This window comes from Burkholderia plantarii, assembly GCF_001411805.1.
Lineage (GTDB): Bacteria > Pseudomonadota > Gammaproteobacteria > Burkholderiales > Burkholderiaceae > Burkholderia > Burkholderia plantarii.
On record NZ_CP007212.1, the window covers coordinates 1831264 to 1848350 of the forward strand.

The 17087-nt window shown below is 65.7% G+C and carries 15 protein-coding genes; 13 read left to right on the plus strand and 2 right to left on the minus strand.

Annotation, left to right across the window (positions count from 1 at the left end; translation table 11 throughout):
• Positions 1-186: 186 nt before the first annotated feature.
• The 8 genes from thrS to bpln_RS07850 all read left to right on the plus strand — a co-directional run bounded on the left by thrS (position 187) and on the right by bpln_RS07850 (position 8073).
• Complete coding sequence (gene thrS, locus bpln_RS07815) at positions 187-2094, plus strand: threonine--tRNA ligase (protein ID WP_055138515.1); 1908 nt, start codon at positions 187-189, stop codon at positions 2092-2094.
• 49 nt (positions 2095-2143) lie between these two features.
• Positions 2144-2668 (plus strand): translation initiation factor IF-3, encoded by a 525-nt coding sequence (infC, locus tag bpln_RS07820; protein WP_080569308.1) that lies wholly within the window; start codon positions 2144-2146, stop codon positions 2666-2668.
• A 190-nt stretch (positions 2669-2858) separates the two neighbouring features.
• Positions 2859-3056, plus strand: a complete 198-nt coding sequence (gene rpmI, locus bpln_RS07825) for a 50S ribosomal protein L35 (RefSeq protein WP_004191477.1) — start codon at positions 2859-2861, stop codon at positions 3054-3056.
• 28 nt (positions 3057-3084) lie between these two features.
• Positions 3085-3444: a 50S ribosomal protein L20 gene (rplT, locus tag bpln_RS07830; RefSeq protein WP_004192938.1), complete on the plus strand. Its 360-nt coding sequence runs from the start codon at positions 3085-3087 to the stop codon at positions 3442-3444.
• Positions 3445-3592: 148 nt separating this feature from the next.
• Positions 3593-4606, plus strand: a complete 1014-nt coding sequence (pheS, locus tag bpln_RS07835; protein WP_042624689.1) for a phenylalanine--tRNA ligase subunit alpha — start codon at positions 3593-3595, stop codon at positions 4604-4606.
• Between the two features lie 82 nt (positions 4607-4688).
• A complete protein-coding gene (pheT, locus tag bpln_RS07840; protein WP_042624690.1) occupies positions 4689-7118 on the plus strand; it encodes a phenylalanine--tRNA ligase subunit beta in 2430 nt (809 codons plus the stop codon).
• A 72-nt stretch (positions 7119-7190) separates the two neighbouring features.
• On the plus strand, positions 7191-7592 hold the full coding sequence (locus bpln_RS07845) for an integration host factor subunit alpha (protein WP_042624691.1): 402 nt from the start codon (positions 7191-7193) through the stop codon (positions 7590-7592).
• 58 nt (positions 7593-7650) lie between these two features.
• Positions 7651-8073, plus strand: coding sequence for a MerR family transcriptional regulator (locus bpln_RS07850; protein WP_055138516.1), 423 nt, complete (start codon positions 7651-7653; stop codon positions 8071-8073).
• A 105-nt stretch (positions 8074-8178) separates the two neighbouring features.
• Here bpln_RS07850 and bpln_RS07855 read toward each other — a convergent pair whose 3' ends face one another.
• Positions 8179-10329 carry a hypothetical protein gene (locus bpln_RS07855; protein ID WP_082465231.1) on the minus strand — a complete coding sequence of 717 codons (2151 nt, stop codon included), beginning with the start codon at positions 10327-10329 and terminating at the stop codon, positions 8179-8181.
• A 468-nt stretch (positions 10330-10797) separates the two neighbouring features.
• Here bpln_RS07855 and bpln_RS07860 point away from each other — a divergent pair, with 468 nt between their 5' ends.
• Positions 10798-10968: a Flp family type IVb pilin gene (locus bpln_RS07860; protein ID WP_042624693.1), complete on the plus strand. Its 171-nt coding sequence runs from the start codon at positions 10798-10800 to the stop codon at positions 10966-10968.
• Between the two features lie 121 nt (positions 10969-11089).
• On the opposite strand, the gene bpln_RS07865 is transcribed toward bpln_RS07860, so the two are convergent.
• On the minus strand, positions 11090-12532 hold the full coding sequence (locus bpln_RS07865) for an aminotransferase-like domain-containing protein (protein WP_055138517.1): 1443 nt from the start codon (positions 12530-12532) through the stop codon (positions 11090-11092).
• A 445-nt stretch (positions 12533-12977) separates the two neighbouring features.
• On the opposite strand from bpln_RS07865, the gene bpln_RS07870 reads away from it, so the two are divergent.
• Genes bpln_RS07870 through bpln_RS07885 form a run of 4 tightly spaced genes read left to right on the plus strand, consistent with a single transcriptional unit; the run spans position 12978 to position 17085 of the window.
• On the plus strand, positions 12978-14342 hold the full coding sequence (locus tag bpln_RS07870; RefSeq protein WP_042624695.1) for a KamA family radical SAM protein: 1365 nt from the start codon (positions 12978-12980) through the stop codon (positions 14340-14342).
• A gap of 4 nt (positions 14343-14346) precedes the next feature.
• On the plus strand, positions 14347-15420 hold the full coding sequence (locus bpln_RS07875) for an Ldh family oxidoreductase (protein WP_055138518.1): 1074 nt from the start codon (positions 14347-14349) through the stop codon (positions 15418-15420).
• Positions 15417-16322, plus strand: a complete 906-nt coding sequence (locus tag bpln_RS07880; protein WP_055138519.1) for a branched-chain amino acid aminotransferase — start codon at positions 15417-15419, stop codon at positions 16320-16322. Before bpln_RS07875 ends, bpln_RS07880 begins: the two co-directional genes overlap by 4 nt.
• Positions 16315-17085, plus strand: a complete 771-nt coding sequence (locus bpln_RS07885) for a TauD/TfdA family dioxygenase (protein ID WP_080937139.1) — start codon at positions 16315-16317, stop codon at positions 17083-17085. Before bpln_RS07880 ends, bpln_RS07885 begins: the two co-directional genes overlap by 8 nt.
• Positions 17086-17087 lie beyond the last annotated feature (2 nt).

The following is a 17087-nucleotide window of genomic DNA, read 5'->3' on the forward strand; positions in this document are numbered from 1 at the left end:
CGAATACGGTTATGACGCCGCGAACGTTGACCGAAACCACTTCGGAACGACGCTAGTCGAGGAACCTGTTCGCCAGTAGTTCGGATGCATCAGAATGCGGCCCCTCGAAAGCGGGGCCGCATTTTTTTTGGTCGTTTTTCAACGCATTGCCTGCCGCTTCCGGTCGGCATCACGGAGAGTGCCCTTATGGTTTCGATACGCCTGCCCGACGGCTCAGTGCGACAGTACGAGCATCCGGTGACCGTTGCCGAAGTGGCTGCCTCGATCGGCCCCGGTCTCGCCAAGGCCGCGCTCGGCGGCAAGCTCGACGGCGAACTCGTCGACACGTCCGCGCTGATCGATCACGACGCGTCGCTCGCGATCGTGACCGACAAGGATGCCGACGGCCTCGACATCATCCGCCACTCCGCGGCCCACCTGCTTGCCTACGCGGTCAAGGAGCTGTACCCCGAGGCGCAGGTGACGATCGGGCCGGTGATCGACAACGGTTTCTACTACGACTTCTCGTACAGCCGGCCGTTTACGCCGGAAGATCTCGAGAAGATCGAGAAGCGCATGCAGGAACTCGCGAAGAAGGACGAGCCGGTGTCGCGGCGCGTCGTCTCGCGCGCCGAGGCGGTGGACTACTTCCGCAGCATCGGCGAGAAGTACAAGGCCGAGATCATCGAATCGATTCCGTCGAGCGACGAGATCAAGCTTTATTCGCACGGCGGCTTCACCGACCTGTGCCGCGGCCCGCACGTGCCGTCCACCGGCAAGCTGAAGGTGTTCAAGCTGATGAAGGTGGCCGGCGCCTACTGGCGCGGCGACTCGAAGAACGAGCAGTTGCAGCGCATCTACGGCACTGCCTGGACGAAGAAGGAAGACCAGGACGCCTACCTGCACATGCTCGAGGAGGCGGAGAAGCGCGACCACCGCAAGCTCGCCAAGCAGCTCGACCTGTTCCACATGCAGGAAGAGTCGCCGGGCATGGTGTTCTGGCATCCGAAGGGCTGGACGCTCTGGCAGCAGGTCGAGCAGTACATGCGCCGCCGCGTCAACGACGCCGGCTATCTCGAGATCAAGACGCCGATGATCATGGACCGTTCGCTCTGGGAGGCATCGGGCCACTGGCAGAACTATCGCGAGAACATGTTCACGACCGAGTCGGAGAAGCGCGACTACGCGATCAAGCCGATGAACTGCCCCGGTCACGTGCAGGTGTTCAATCACGGCCTGCGCTCGTATCGCGACCTGCCGCTGCGCTACGCGGAATTCGGCTCGTGCCACCGCAACGAGGCGTCGGGCGCGCTGCACGGCCTGATGCGCGTGCGCGGCTTCGTGCAGGACGATGCGCACATCTTCTGCACCGAGGATCAGTTCATCGCCGAGTCGATCGCGTTCAACGAACTCGCGATGAGCGTCTACAAGGATTTCGGGTTCGATCAGATCGCGATCAAGCTGTCGCTGCGCCCGGAGCAGCGCGCCGGCACCGACGAAACCTGGGACCGTGCCGAGCAAGGGCTGCGCGACGCGCTGACCGCCTGCGGGCTCGAGTGGGAAGAACTGCCGGGTGAAGGCGCGTTCTACGGCCCGAAGATCGAGTACCACATCAAGGACGCGCTCGGCCGGTCGTGGCAATGTGGCACGCTGCAGCTCGACATGGTGCTGCCGGAGCGCCTTGGCGCCGAGTACGTCGCCGAGGACAACGGCCGCCGCCGGCCGGTCATGCTGCACCGCGCGATCGTCGGTTCGATGGAGCGTTTCCTCGGGATTCTGATCGAGCACCATGCCGGCGCGATGCCCGCCTGGCTCGCTCCGGTGCAGGTCGTCGTGATGAATATTGCGGAAAGCCAGGTCGATTATGCGAGGTCTTTAGCCCAATCTTTGCAAAAACAAGGGCTTAGGGTGGAGGCCGATTTGCGCAACGAGAAGATTAGCTATAAAATACGCGAGCATACGCTCGAGAAAGTCCCGTACCTGCTGGTTGTCGGTGACAAGGAGCGTGAAGCACAAACGGTAGCCGTGCGTGCCCGTGGCGGCGTCGACCTTGGCGTAATGCCGGCCGAAGCCTTCGTTGAGCGCCTGCAGCAGGATCTGCGGGCGTTCAAGTAACCGCCCTGGCAGCGCGGCTCGTTTTTTTAATTTTTAGAGGAAACGTAACATCGCTACTGATAAGTCGTCGCATCGCATCAACGGTGAAATCAACGCGCCGGAAGTGCGTCTGGTCGGAGTCGATGGGGAGCCCATCGGCATCGTGAAACTCGCCGATGCCTTCCGTAAATCGGAAGAACTGGATGTTGATCTGGTGGAAATCGCGCCGCAGGCCGTTCCCCCCGTTTGCCGTCTGATGGACTACGGCAAGTTCAAGTACCAGGAGTCCAAGAAGCAGCACGAAGCGAAGCTGAAGCAGAAGGTCATCCAGGTCAAGGAAGTGAAGTTCCGCCCGGGTACCGACGATGGCGATTACAACGTCAAGCTTCGCAATCTGGTGCGCTTCCTCGAGGAAGGCGACAAGACAAAGATCACGTTGCGTTTCCGCGGCCGCGAAATGGCTCACCAGGAAATCGGCATGCGCATGCTCGAACGCCTGCGCACCGATCTCGACGAAGTCGGTCAGGTCGAGCAGATGCCGAAGATGGAAGGGCGCCAGATGATCATGGTGCTCGCTCCGAAGAAGAAGAAGTAATCGCGATGCCGCCGCGTGATGCGCGGCGGCATCCACGCAGTTCGGCGCCACGCCCCTCAAGGGCGGCGTGCCAACCGACGGCGTCCGCGCAAGCGGCGCCGTACACAAGTGGACTGGGTTTCAAAGGGCGGAGCCAGGGCGAAAGCCAGCCGCACACCCATCTCCATCTAATAAACTGGAGTTGTTCGTCATGCCTAAGATGAAGACCAAGAAGAGCGCCGCAAAGCGCTTCGTGGTGCGTCCGGGCGGTACCGTCAAGCGCGGTCAAGCCTTCAAGCGTCACATCCTGACCAAGAAAACCACGAAGAACAAGCGCCACCTGCGCGGCGCCACGGCAGTTCATGATTCCGATCTGAACTCCGTCCGCGCAATGCTGCCGTTCGCGTAACCCTAACTGATACTCCAAGGAGAGAAACATGCCTCGAGTCAAACGTGGGGTAACCGCACGGGCCCGCCACAAGAAGATCATCAACCTGGCCAAGGGTTATCGCGGTCGCCGCAATAACGTCTACCGCATCGCCAAGCAGGCGGTGATGCGCGCCGGCCAGTACGCCTATCGCGACCGCCGCAACAAGAAGCGTGTGTTCCGCGCACTGTGGATCACGCGTATCAACGCCGCGGTTCGTCAGCACGACATGACGTACAGCGTGTTCATCAACGGCCTGAAGAAGGCGTCGATCGAACTCGACCGCAAGGTGCTGGCCGATATGGCGGTGTTCGACAAGGCTGCTTTTGCCGCGATCGTCAAGCAGGTGAAAGCCGCCGTTGCAGCCTAATTGCGAAATTAGCACTGCGTGGTCAGTTGCAGCGAAGCTCCGGTAGTCTCGGCCGCTGCAGCGAAAACGGGGCTCATCCGAGCCCCGTTTTTGTTGGATCGAGCGATTCGCTCCCCGAGAACGATTGACGTTGGAAATGATGGGATCAATGGATCTGGACCAGATTGTCGCTGACGCGAAGCAGGCCTTCGAACAGGCTGCCGATATCACCACGCTCGAAAACGAGAAGGCTCGCTTTCTCGGCAAATCGGGCGCGCTGACCGAGCTGTTGAAAGGGCTCGGCAAACTCGATCCCGACACGCGCAAGACCGAAGGCGCGCGCATCAATGTCGCGAAGCAGCAGGTGGAAGGCGCCCTGACGGCGCGCCGCCAGGCGCTCGCCGACGCGCTGCTGAACCAGCGTCTCGCTTCCGAGGCGATCGACGTGACGCTGCCGGGTCGCGGCGCCGGCGCGGGCAGCCTGCACCCGGTGATGCGCACCTGGGAGCGTGTCGAGCAGATCTTCCGCTCGATCGGCTTCGATGTCGCCGATGGTCCCGAGATCGAAACCGACTGGTACAACTTCACCGCATTGAACAGCCCGGAGAACCATCCGGCGCGCTCGATGCAGGACACCTTCTACGTCGACGGCAAGGATGCCGACGGCCGCCAGCTGCTGCTGCGCACGCACACCAGCCCGATGCAGGTGCGCTACGCGCGCATGAACCGGCCGCCGATCAAGGTGATCGCCCCGGGCCGCACCTATCGCGTCGACAGCGACGCGACGCACTCGCCGATGTTCAACCAGGTCGAAGGCCTGTGGATCGACGAGAACGTCAGCTTCGCGGACCTGAAGGGCGTCTACACCGATTTCCTGAAGAAATTCTTCGAGCGCGACGACATCCTCGTGCGCTTCCGCCCCTCGTATTTCCCGTTCACCGAGCCGTCGGCCGAGATCGACATGATGTTCGAGCACGGCAGGAACGCCGGCAGGTGGCTCGAGATCTCGGGCTCCGGCCAGGTCCACCCGACGGTGATCCGCAACATGGGTCTCGACCCGGAGCGCTATATCGGTTTTGCGTTCGGCAGCGGTCTCGAACGGCTCACGATGCTGCGCTACGGCGTGCAGGACCTGCGTCTGTTCTTCGAGAACGATCTGCGCTTCCTGCGCCAGTTCGCGTGACCCGCCGCGCGGCGCGCCCCGAGCGGGCGCCTCGCCGCGCGCCCCGCGGTATCGATCTAACCTGTTTCGAACGTAGACACTCATGCAATTCCCTGAATCCTGGTTGAGAACCTTTGTCGATCCGCAACTGACGACTGACGAGCTGTCGCACGCGCTGACGATGGCCGGGCTCGAAGTCGAGTCGCTGCGCCCGGCCGCGCCTCCGACCTCGCGCATCGTCGCAGGCCGCGTCCTCGAAGTGGTCAAGCATCCGGACGCGGACAAGCTGAACGTCTGCCAGGTCGATGCCGGCACGGGCACGACGCTGAACATCGTCTGCGGCGCGCCGAACGTCGCACCGGGCATCAAGGTACCGGTCGCGCTGGTCGGCGCGGAACTGCCGCCCGCCGAGGAAGGCGGCGAGCCGTTCCTGATCCGGCTGTCGAAGCTGCGCGGCGTCGAAAGCCAGGGCATGCTCTGCTCGGCGCGCGAGCTGAAGCTGTCCGACGATCACAGCGGCCTGATGATCCTGCCCGAGGACACGCCGATCGGCCGCGACATTCGCGAGGTGCTGAACCTCGACGACACGATCTTCGAAATCAAGCTGACGCCGAACAAGGCCGACTGCCTGTCGGTGTACGGCATCGCGCGCGAGACCGCCGCGATCACGGGCGCGCCGCTGAAGGCCGTCGCGTTCGCGCCGGTCGCGATCGAGCTGAGCGAAACGCTGCCGGTGCGGATCTCCGCGCCGGATCTGTGCGGCCGCTTCTCGGGCCGCGTGATTCGCGGCGTGAATGCGCGCGCGAAGACGCCGCAATGGATGGTCGAGCGCCTCGCGCGCTCGGGGCAGCGCAGCGTGTCGGCGCTGGTCGACATCTCGAACTACGTGATGTTCGAGCTCGGCCGCCCGTCGCACGTGTTCGATCTCGACAAGATCCACGGCGCGATCGACGTGCGCTGGGGCAAGCGCGGCGAAACGCTGAAGCTGCTGAACGGCAACACGGTCGAGCTCGACGAGACGGTCGGCGTGATCGCCGACGAAGGGCAGGTCGAGAGCCTGGCCGGCATCATGGGCGGCGACAGCACGGCCGTCACGCTCGACACCACCAATATCTACCTCGAAGCGGCGTTCTGGTGGCCCGACAGCATCCGCGGCCGCTCGCGCAAGTACAACTTCGCGACCGACGCGGGCCACCGCTTCGAGCGCGGCGTCGATTATTCGACCACCGTCGAGCATCTCGAACGCATCACGCAACTGATCCTCGAGATCTGCGGCGGCCGGGCCGGCCCGGTCGACGACCAGGCGGTGAACCTGCCGTCGCGCGCGCCGGTCGCGATGCGCGTGGCGCGCGCGAACCGCATCATCGGCGTGGCGATCGGCGCCGACGAGATCGCCGACATCTTCACGCGTCTCGGCCTGGGCTTCGAGCGCGACGGCGACACCTTCCTGGTCACGCCGCCGCCGCATCGCTTCGACATCGAGATCGAGGAAGACCTGATCGAGGAAGTCGCGCGTATTTACGGATTCGAGAAGATCCCGGCGCGTCCGCCGGTGGCGACGAGCGAGATGCGCGCCACCAACGAGACGCAGCGCTCGATCCACACGGTCCGCCATGCGCTCGCCGCGCGCGATTACGCCGAGACGGTCAACTTCAGCTTCGTCGACGCCGACTGGGAGCGCGACTTCGCCGGCAACACGAATCCGGTGCGCCTGCTCAACCCGATCGCGAGCCAGCTGTCGGTGATGCGCACCACGCTGTTCGGCAGCCTCGTCAACGTGCTGCGCCACAACCTGAACCGCCGCGCGGACCGCGTGCGCGTGTTCGAGGCCGGCCGCGTGTTCCTGGCCGATCCGGCGATCGCGGCCGGTGAGCTGACGGTCGAGGGCTACGCGCAGCCGAAGCGCGTCGGCGCGCTCGCCTACGGCCCGCTGCTCGAGGAGCAATGGGGCGCGCCCACGCGCCAGGTCGATTTCTTCGACGTGAAGGGTGACATCGAGGCGCTGCTCGCGCCGGCGGTGGCGCGTTTCGTGAAGGCCGAGCATCCGGCGCTGCATCCGGGCCGCAGCGCGCGCATCGAGCTCGACGGCCGCGCGGTCGGCTGGATCGGCGAACTGCACCCGCGCCTGATGCAGCAATATGAGCTGCCGCACGCGCCCGTGATGTTCGAGATCGATACCGACGCGCTGATCGCGCGCGCGCTGCCGGTGCCGACCGACGTGTCGAAATTCCCGCCGGTACGTCGTGATATCGCCGTGGTCGTCGATCAGGGGGTCGAGGCGCAGGCGCTGTTCGACGCGATGCGGAGCGCGCTCGCCGGTGACGCATGCAAGTTCGTCCAGAAGGTTGTACTCTTTGACGAATTTCGTGCAAAATCAAATACTTCCGGTGGTCTCGCCGCGCATGAGAAAAGCCTGGCGTTCCGCGTCACCTTGCAGGATCCCGCCGGGACGCTGCAGGACGAAGTGGTCGATCTGGCGATCCAGGCCCTCGTCGACAGCCTGCGTGGGTGCGGCGCGCGGTTGCGCGGCTGACACGCGAGGCCGGCCGGAACGCATCAGGTTCCGGCCAGTTTTGTCCAGGGATAATGCGCAAGTTTTGCAGATATGAACGACATGAACTCGAGTGAATTCGAAGCCCTCCTGACGGCGCAGCGCAGCGCCCTGAACCGCGACGTCGCGCCGGCACCGTCCGGCGAGACGCCGACGCTGACGAAGGCGGAGCTGGCCGAGCTGTTGTTCGACAGCGTTGGGCTCAACAAGCGCGAAGCGAAAGACATGGTCGAGGCGTTCTTCGAGGTGATCCGCGACGCGCTCGAAAACGGCGAAAGCGTGAAGCTGTCGGGTTTCGGCAACTTCCAGTTGCGCGACAAGCCGCAGCGTCCGGGGCGCAATCCGAAGACGGGCGAGGCGATTCCGATCGCCGCGCGCCGCGTCGTCACGTTCCATGCGAGCCAGAAGCTCAAGGCGCTCGTCGAGAACGGCTCCGACACGCCGATCCCCCGCTGACGGATACGCCGTTTTCCGCCGCGCGGCCGCCGCGCCCCTTAACGACGGTTGACTGACGATGACATCGACGGTTGAGAAAGTCGTGTTGCCCCCGATTCCCGCGAAGCGCTACTTCACGATCGGCGAAGTCAGCGAGTTGTGCGGTGTGAAGCCGCACGTGCTGCGCTATTGGGAGCAGGAGTTTACGCAGCTGCGCCCGGTGAAGCGCCGCGGCAACCGGCGCTATTACCAGCACCACGAAGTGCTGTTGATCCGGCGGATTCGCGAACTGCTCTATGAGCAGGGCTTCACGATCAACGGCGCGCGCAACCGGCTCGATTCGCCCGGCGCGGATCGGGCCGCGCCGGGCGAGACGCAGGAGGAACTGTTTTCGGCCGCCGCGGTTGCTGCCGCGGACGAGGCGCCGGCCGCCGGCGTCGACGTCGATCAGCTGCGGCGCGCGCTGCTCGACGTGATCGACGGACTCGGCCACAAGCCATGAAGCGATGTTCCACGCGCGGCGTCCGATGCCGCGCGCGCATGACCCGATCGGCCCGCCAGGTGCATGACGCCTCGCGGGCCGATTGCTTGTGCGCGCGCGCTTTGCTCACGGGGCGGCGAGCGGATCGGCCTTGCCGAGATCGACGAGCAGCGTGCCGTCGGCCGCCATCCGCACCGAGCCCTTCGAGACCTGCTCGCGATAGCCGTACAGGTCGAAGCGCATCGGCCCCGGCTGCGCGGTGTTCTCGATCAGCGCACGCAGGTTGGTTTCGAGCACGTTGAACATCTTCATGTCGCCGCCTTCCATCCAGATGTAGCTCGTCGCGGTTCCGGCGGCCGGCCTCGGCAGCGGCGGCGCGTCGCTCGCGCGGTGGAACGTGAGCCGCAGCCCGCCCGGCTCGACGTGCGTCTCGGCGAGCTGCCCGTTCAACACGGGCGGCGGGAACACGGTGTACTGATCGAGCACCAGCGAGTCGCCCTTCAGTTCGGCGCCGCGCCGGCGCAGCGGCGTCAGCGACGCGAGCTCGATGCCGAGCGCATGCAGCAGTTTCGCCTGCGGCACGCCGAGCACCGACACCTGCGACGGCGTATAGGCGAGGTGGCGGCCGTCGAGTACGCGGATGCTGCCCGTCATCGAGGTCGGCAGCCAGACGCCCGGCGGCACGTGATTCCAGAGCCGGATGCCGCCCGTCACGCGCAGCTGCGTGCCGTCGGGCGCGAGTTTCAGGTCGTTGAGCGCGCGCGGCGTGTAATCGAGCAGATAGTCGTTGAACAGCGCGTTCATGGCCGGCCACGATTCGAGCACCGAACCGCCGAGGATGCGGATCTCGTACTGGTTCGGATCGTCGAGATCGACCGGCTCGCCGGGGTGGCGCGGCACCATCCTGGCATCGAGCTGGTCGACGTGGAAACCGATGTTGCCGGTGAGGTAGAAATCGACGTTGCGCAGCTGGATCGTGGTCGCGCGGTCGGAGACGTGGCGCTCGTCGGCGGGCGCGGGGGCCGCGGCGCTGCCGGCGAGCGCGTCCGCGAACCAGCGCCGCCGTGCCTCGCGCAGCGCCGCCTGCTGTGCGTCGGCGAAGCTGTCGTTCAGACGCGCGCCGGCCGAGCCGAGTGCATCGACAGGCGGCGTGGTGCCCAAATAGGAAGGAATCCGAATCGTCATCGCACCGCTCGGCGCGAAGTTGAAGTAGCCGGCCGAGACCTGCTCGCGGTAGTGATAGAGGTCGAACACGAACGGTGCGCCGTCGGGCGCGGCGGGCGCGGGGCCGATCAAAATGTCGGCGTTCATCGGCATCGAGCGCATGAACTTCACGTCGCCGCCGCGAATCAGCATCGCCTGGCGCGGCGCGCCGTCGGGCATCGCGAAACCGGCCTGTGTGCCGTCGTCGAACGCGAGGTCGAGGCCGGCCGGCGTGATCCGCAGCGCCACCACGGTCAGCTTCAGGCGCGGCGGCGGCATCAGCCTGTCGACCTGCATCACCAGATCGTCGCCGACCAGTTTCGCGATCGGCGTATCGATCCTCAGCAGGTCCGACATCCTGACGTTCGCGGCGCGCATCACGGGATTCGCGTCGAGGCCCTGGACCCGGATCGCGGTCGGATGGAACACCAGCTCGCTGCCGCCACGCACCGACAGCTTGCCCGTCAGCGCGAACGGCACCCAGCCGCCGCGCTGCATCTCGCCCGTCAGGTGGATCTCGCCGTCGCCGGCCGACACCCGCAGCCTGCGCAGCGGTGCGTTGCGATAGCCGAACAGGTAGCGGTCGAACACGGCGGTCAGCTTGGCGTCGTCGAGCGTGACGATGCCGCGATGCACGTCGATGCCGAAGCTCGACGGATCGTCGAACACGACCGGCGCCCCGGCGCGGGCCGGTACGAGCGTGGCGGACAACTGATGGACGTAGAAGCCGAGATCGCCGACCACGCGGAAATCGACGTCGCGCAGCAGCGTGATCGAGCCGTTCTGACCGGAGTCGCGCAGCGTGACGGGGCGCGGCTGCGCGAGCCGGATCGCCGCGAGCGAGGGGACCGTGCGCGCTGCCTGCTGCTCGCGCTGCAATTGCACGGCCTTGTCGCGTTCGAGCTTCGGGACCGTGCCGCCGGCATCGGTGCCGGCATGGGCCGCCGGGTCCGCGCAGCCGGCACCGCACAGCGACGCGGCGAGCACCAGCAGGGCCGGCATCCGCGCCAGCCCGTGCCATGGGCGCACGCGAGCGAGGCGCGTGCCGCCGGCACGCGACGCGATTTTCCGCATGTTGGTCGTCTCCCTGTCGTTCGGGCCATGGCGCGGCAGGCTCGCCGGCCCGAGGTGTCGTGGCGTTCGACTTGTCTGACTGTCATTTTGAAGTCTGGCATAGGCCGCGTAGAGAAGCGGCACCAAACAGCGGGGCGCTCTGCTGCGACGCGGCGGAACGCGATGGCCAAGCGAGGCGCGGGCGACGCCGCGCGTCGATTCAAACGCGCCGATTCAAACGGACGTATGAGTGAAACCGCGCGCACGCGCCGTGTAGTGGTGGGACCAGTCCGTCTCCTTTGCGCTTGAATTGCGCCGATTTCGCGCTTTGTCTGGCTTTCATCGGATAAGTGCCGGATGGGATGCTCAGGATTCCGTTGTATCGGTGCCAAGCGAGCAAAATACCGGCGCGCGAGAATTTTCTCGACATTTATGCGAGGTATGATGGCCACATAAATTAAGTCGATTACGGACTACGGGGTTGAAAGAATGAAGGTTTTGTTGGGGCGTTTCCTTGCCGAAGAAGCAGGGACGACCGCGATCGAATACGGGTTGATCGTGGGTGCGATCGCAGGTGTGGCCGGGTATGTCGCCACGGATCTCAGTAACAATGTCAGCCAGGCGTTCAGTTTCGCCGCCAGTTTCTTTCATCAGTTTTAAAGGACCGGGCACCGCTCGCGCCGTGTCCTGATCCATACGGCCCGCGCGAATCGCGCCGCGGGCGGCGAGCGTGCCGACAGCCGGTGCGCCGCCGGGCACGCACGCGAGTCGCGCCGGGCTCTCAGGTCTCGGTGCTCAGTTGCGCGAGCGTCTTCAAGGCGGCATCGATCTTCGCGTCGAACGGCATGCCCGCGCTGAGCCGCAGGCAGTTGCTGAACTTGTTCGTGTTCGAGAAGATCGAGCCCGGACAGATGCGGATACCTTTGTCGAGCGCCTTGTCGAACAGCCGGTCGGTGTTCAGCTCGTCGGGCAGCGTGACCCAGAGCAGCAGGCCGGCGCCCGGCTGCGTCACGGTGGTACCGGCCGGGAAATGGCGCAGCACCGCGTCGACCACCTGCGCGCGCTGATCCTTGAGCAGCCGGTTCATGCGCCGCATGTGCCGGTTGAAGGTGCCGCCCGACGTGAAGTCGGCCACCACCAGCTGGGACATCTCCTCGCGATGGCGCGATACCGCGTACATCAGCATCTTGATCCGGTTCTGCCACTTTCCGCCGATCAGCCAGCCCACTCGCGAGCCGGGCGACAGCGACTTGTTGAACGAATTGCAGTAGATGACGTTGCCGCTCTGGTCCCAGGCCTTGATCGGCTTGGTGCTGGCCGGGCTCGGCAGGAACGCGCCGTAGGTGTCGTCCTCGATGATGGCCACGTGGTGTTTCTCGCACAGCGCCACCATCCGTTGCTTGGCCGCATCCGACATCACGCTGCCGAGCGGATTCTGCACCGACGGCATGCAGACCACGGCATGGATGCTGCCCATGTGGTTGATCGCGAACTCGAGCGCGCTGACCGAGATGCCGGTCTGCGGATCGGTGGGGATCTCGATGGCCCGCAGCCCCAGTGACTCGATGATCTGCAAGATACCGAAATAACACGGCGACTCGATCGCGACGATGTCGCCCGGCCCGGTGACGGCGCGCAGCGCGAGGGACAGCGCCTCGCTGCAGCCGTGCGTGACCAGCACCGTGTCCGCATCGATATGCAGGCCGCGCGTGAGCGAGGTGCGCGCGATCGCCTCGCGCAACTTGCGCACGCCGTCGGTCTCGGGGCCGGAATCGTAAAGGCTCGGCCGCGCGCGCAGGATGCGCAGCATGGTGTCGCGAAGCGCCGCGCCCGGATAGAGGGACGGCGCGCACACGGCCCCGGCCAGGTCGATTTTCGGCTGGCGCTGCTGGCCGCGCGCGAGCGTGACCGAAATGCGTTCGTGAACCCCCACGTAATCGGCCGGATCGATCCGCTCGGCGGGCGCTTCCATGCGGCTTTCCTGCTGGACCGGAACCGGCACCTTGATCGGTTTGCGCGAGCGGACGAAGTAGCCGGTTCTCGGTTTCGCTTCCACATAACCCTGCATCTCGAGCACACGGCACGCTTCCACCGCCGTGGAAATCGACACGTGATGCAGCGCCATCAATTCCCGCAAGGACGGCAGTCGCTCACCTTCCGCGAGAAACCCGTTTTCGATGGCCTTCGCGTAGTGCTCCGCGAGCAAACGATATTTCGTGTGCATTTTTCTTGTACTAAAGACCGGTATAGATCCGGAAAATTATACCAGTACAGGGATGCAGAATCGGCAACTAAGCCGGTGAATTTTTCATATTTTTGTGCGTGTTCAGTGATGAACAAATACACGAAGATGTCGATCGTTCGAAACCAAAAGAAATAAATCCGATTTTTCGATGCGAATCGATTTCGGATGCGAGCGGCAATTTACCGAGGGCATTTCTTTAACCTTTCATTGCGGTAAGCCGGGATTGGCCGGCAACGCCGTGATGCCAGCGCCGTGAGGCGCGGTCGGTTGCCGTGTGCATATTCGATGCACGTCAAGCGTTCTCCGGGTTGGCCACCCGGCGGACATCGCCCGCCCGTTATCGGCGGATTGGCGATTTGATGTGTTGAGAAACTTGGCGTTTCGGAACATCAGGGAAATTAAGCGATCTTCACCAGGAGAGAATGTGGACGCTGAAAAATTCAAAGCCTATAACGCTAAATCGATTGCGAATTCGCCATACTGGTCGCGAATTCCCGACGAGATTAAAGGCGCGCTCGGATCGATTTCCCGGGTGCTGCCATTCCGGATCAACGAATATGTATTGCGCGAACTGATCGACTGGGATCGGGTGCCCGACGATCCGGTGTTCCGACTGACGTTTCCGCACCCCGGGATGTTGCCGGCGGACGATTATCGACGCTTGCGCGAATTGCTCGCGGACGGCGCGGACCCGGCCGCCGGCGCGCGTTATATCGACATGCTGCGGCATCGCATGAATCCGCATCCGGCCGGGCAGATGACGCACAACGTGCCGATGCTCGACGGCCGGCCGCTGCCGGGGCTGCAGCACAAGTACGCCGAAACCGTGCTGTTCTTCCCGGCGGCGGGGCAGACCTGCCACGCGTACTGCTCGTTCTGCTTTCGCTGGCCGCAGTTCATCGGCGCCGAGGACATGAAGTTCAACGCGCGCGAGTCGGACGAGCTGAGCCGCTATCTGCGGCTGCATCCGGAAGTCACCGACGTGCTGATCACGGGCGGCGATCCGATGGTGATGAACGCCGAATCGCTGGCCGGCTACATCGAGCCGCTGCTGGCCATCCCGCATCTGCAGAACATCCGCATCGGCACCAAGTCGGTCGCCTACTGGCCGCAGCGCTTCGTGACCGACAAGGACGCCGACGCCGTGCTGCGGCTGTTCGAGCGCGTCGTCGCGCACGGCAAGAACCTGTCGGTCATGGCGCACTACAACCATCCGGCCGAGTTGCGCCCGGAGATCGCCCGGCGCGCCGTGAAGCGGATCATCGGGACCGGCGCGACGGTCCGGATGCAGTCGCCGATCGTGCGCCACATCAACGATTCGGCCGAGACCTGGCAGGAGCTGTGGACCACCGGCGTGCGGCTCGGCGCGATTCCGTACTACATGTTCGTCGAACGCGATACCGGGCCGCAGCGCTATTTCGAGCTGCCGCTCGTCGAGGCGTACGATATCTTCAGGACTGCGTATCAGCGTGTGTCGGGACTGTCGCGCACGGTGCGCGGCCCGTCGATGAGCACGCTGTACGGCAAGGTGCTGGTGGACGGCGTCGTCACGCTCGGCGGCGAGAAGGTGTTCGCGCTGCAGTTCCTGCAGGCGCGCGATCCCGACTGGGTGCGCCGGCCGTTCTTCGCGAAGTTCGATCCGCAGGCCGTCTGGTTCGATGAATTGCAGCCGGCGTTCGGCGAGCCCGCGTTCTTCTTCCAGACCGGCGCCGGCGAGCCGCGCGTGCGCGAGCCGATCTACCTGACGCGCGCCGACGCGGCCGAATCCTCCCTCACGCTTGCGAGCTGACGACATGAACAACCTGGTCCAGGCGGAACGACTCCGCCAACTCTGCGAGGCGGCCGCGCTGCGTCGCGGCCTGAGCGCGACCCACGCGAGGTGGTTCGCGGACGGCCTGATCCGCACCTCGCTGATGGGCATCGACACGCATGGCGTGCGGCTGCTGCCGCTCTACCTGCGCGAACTCGACGAAGGGCGCAGCAATCCCGAACCGGCGCTGCGCACCGTGCGGCGCTTTCACGGCACGGCGCTCCTCGACGCCGACGCCGCGCCGGGCGTGGTGGCCGGCAGCCACGCGGCACGCCTCGCGAGCGAACTGGCGCGCGAGTGCGGGGTGGGCGTGGTGGCGGTGGCGAACTCGAATCACTTCGGCGCCGCGTCGGTGTACGGCGAATGGATCGCCTCGCAAGGGCTGGTCGGCATCGTGACGACCAGTGCCGCGGCGCGCATGGCGCCGTTCAACGCCACGCGCGCGATGTTCGGCACCAATCCGATCTGCTTCGCCGCGCCGGCCCGCGACGGCGACCTGTACCTGCTCGACATGGCCACCAGCCAGATCTCGTACTCGCAGGTCAAGCACTTCCGCCGCAACGGCATGGCGCTGCCGTCGGGCTGGGCGCTCGACGCCGCAGGCCAGCCGGTGACCGACCCGGCGCAGGTGGTCTCGCTCGCGACGCTCGGCGGCTACAAGGGGCAGGGGCTCGCGATGATGGTGCAGATCCTCAGCTGCCTGCTCGCCGCGATGCCGCTCGATCACGCGCTGACGCATCTCGACGCCGAGCCCTACGACCGCGGCCGCGAGATCGGCCACTGCCTGATCGCGATCGATCCGGCGCGCTTCGGCCCGCTCGACGGCTTCACCGCCGGCGTGTCCGCGCTGATGCAGGCGATCCGCGAGACGCCCGCCGTGGACGGCGAGCGCGTGCTGGTCGCGGGCGACCCGCAGAAGGCCTCGATCGCGCACCGCACCGAGCACGGCGTCCCGCTGAACGACGACGAATGGCGCGGCCTGCAGGCCGAAGCCGAACGTCTCGGCCTCGGGCATCTCTTTTCGACCGATCACATGCAGCACAAGGAGACCGCATGACACCCCCCAAAAACCTGCCGTTCGACCAGCGCGACGGCCAGATCTGGTTCGACGGCGAATTCGTCGAGTGGAAGAGCGCGAAGATCCACGTGCTCACGCATGGCCTGCATTACGCGAGCTGCGTCTACGAGGGCGAGCGCGTCTACGCGGGGCAGGTGTTCCGGCTGCGCGAGCACACCGAGCGGCTCTATCGCTCCGCGCACACGCTCGACTTCGCGCTGCCGTACACGCCCGAGCAGATCGAGGCGGCCACCGCCGAGCTGATCGAGCGCAACGGCATCGTCGAGGGCTACGTGCGCCCGGTGGCGTGGCGCGGCTCGGAACAGATCTCGACCTCGGCGCGCGCGAGCCGCATCCACGTCGCGATCGCCTGCTGGAGCTGGCCGAGCTACTTCGATCCGGAGGCGAAAAAGCGCGGCATCACGCTCGAGACCGCCGCCTGGCGCCGCCCGCCGCCTTCGGCGAGCCCGTTTGCGGCGAAGGCGTCGAGCCACTACATGATCGCCACGCTCTGCAAGCACCACGCGGAGGACCACGGCTTCCAGGACGCGCTGATGCTCGACTGGCGCGGCCACGTCGCCGAAGCGACCAGCGCGAACGTGTTCTTCGTGCGCGACGGCGTGCTGCACACGCCGGTGCCCGACTGCTTCCTCGACGGCATCACGCGGCAGACCGTGATCGGGCTCGCGCGCGAACGCGGCCTGACGGTGATCGAGCGGACCATCCTGCCGGAGGAGCTCGGCAGCTTCAGCGAATGCTTCGTTACCGGCACGGCGGCCGAGGTCTGCCCGGTCGGCCGCATCGACGCGCACGAATTCACGTCGTCGGCCATCACGTTCGATCTGATGGCCGCCTATTCGGCGCTGGTCCGTCAACCTGAAGGAGTCGCGATCCATGCCTGACACGCTCGACGTCGACATCGACATCCACGACGGCGCCGCGCTGCTCGACACCGCGCGCGAGGAGCTGGACCGCCAGGGCTGGACCGTGCTGCCGCCGCGGGCGCTCGGCGCCGGCGTGCGCGAGACGCTCGCACGCTTCGGCACGATCGTGCCGCAATACAACGGCCAGGACACCTGGGAGGTGAAGGTCAAGCCCGGCTTCGAGAAGGTGCCGTATTCGCAGAGCCGCAACGGCATCGGCCCGCATACCGAGGTGCCGGTCGGCGCGCCGCCGCCGCGCTATCTGGCGCTGCACTGCCATCGCCAGGCGCGCTGCGGGCAGGGCCATACGCGGCTCGCCGACGGCCTCGCGTTCTGCCGCTCGCTCGCCCCGGAACTGCAGCGCTTCGTGAGCGAGACGCCCGTCACGTTCGCGGCCACGCTGGTGCCCGGCACCCACACTCGCCAGACGCTGACGGTGCCGATCATGAGCCGCGACGGCGAGCGGCCGGTGTTCCGTTTCAGCTACAACCAGTTCCTGTACGGCGACGTCAATCCGTCGGAGGACGCGCTCGAACGCGCGTCGGACGGCGGGGGCACCGACACGCCGCTCGCGCGTCTGGCGAAGCTGGCGCAGGCGTATTTCGAAGCGGACGCCGTGCCGGTGCTGATACCGGACGGCCACCTGCTGATCTGGGACAACCACCGGCTGATCCACGCGCGCAGCACGTTCACCGACCCCGAACGTCACCTGACGCGCTACTGGCTGCAAACCGCACACTGAGG

Coding starts and splice junctions, on each gene's coding strand:
- thrS (WP_055138515.1), top strand. CDS start 187: ATGGTTTCGATACGCCTGCCCGACGGCTCAGTGCGACAGTACGAGCAT.
- rpmI (WP_004191477.1), top strand. CDS start 2,859: ATGCCTAAGATGAAGACCAAGAAGAGCGCCGCAAAGCGCTTCGTGGTG.
- rplT (WP_004192938.1), top strand. CDS start 3,085: ATGCCTCGAGTCAAACGTGGGGTAACCGCACGGGCCCGCCACAAGAAG.
- pheS (WP_042624689.1), top strand. CDS start 3,593: ATGGATCTGGACCAGATTGTCGCTGACGCGAAGCAGGCCTTCGAACAG.
- pheT (WP_042624690.1), top strand. CDS start 4,689: ATGCAATTCCCTGAATCCTGGTTGAGAACCTTTGTCGATCCGCAACTG.
- bpln_RS07845 (WP_042624691.1), top strand. CDS start 7,191: ATGAACGACATGAACTCGAGTGAATTCGAAGCCCTCCTGACGGCGCAG.
- bpln_RS07850 (WP_055138516.1), top strand. CDS start 7,651: ATGACATCGACGGTTGAGAAAGTCGTGTTGCCCCCGATTCCCGCGAAG.
- bpln_RS07855 (WP_082465231.1), bottom strand. CDS start 10,329: ATGCGGAAAATCGCGTCGCGTGCCGGCGGCACGCGCCTCGCTCGCGTG.
- bpln_RS07860 (WP_042624693.1), top strand. CDS start 10,798: ATGAAGGTTTTGTTGGGGCGTTTCCTTGCCGAAGAAGCAGGGACGACC.
- bpln_RS07865 (WP_055138517.1), bottom strand. CDS start 12,532: ATGCACACGAAATATCGTTTGCTCGCGGAGCACTACGCGAAGGCCATC.
- bpln_RS07875 (WP_055138518.1), top strand. CDS start 14,347: ATGAACAACCTGGTCCAGGCGGAACGACTCCGCCAACTCTGCGAGGCG.
- bpln_RS07880 (WP_055138519.1), top strand. CDS start 15,417: ATGACACCCCCCAAAAACCTGCCGTTCGACCAGCGCGACGGCCAGATC.
- bpln_RS07885 (WP_080937139.1), top strand. CDS start 16,315: ATGCCTGACACGCTCGACGTCGACATCGACATCCACGACGGCGCCGCG.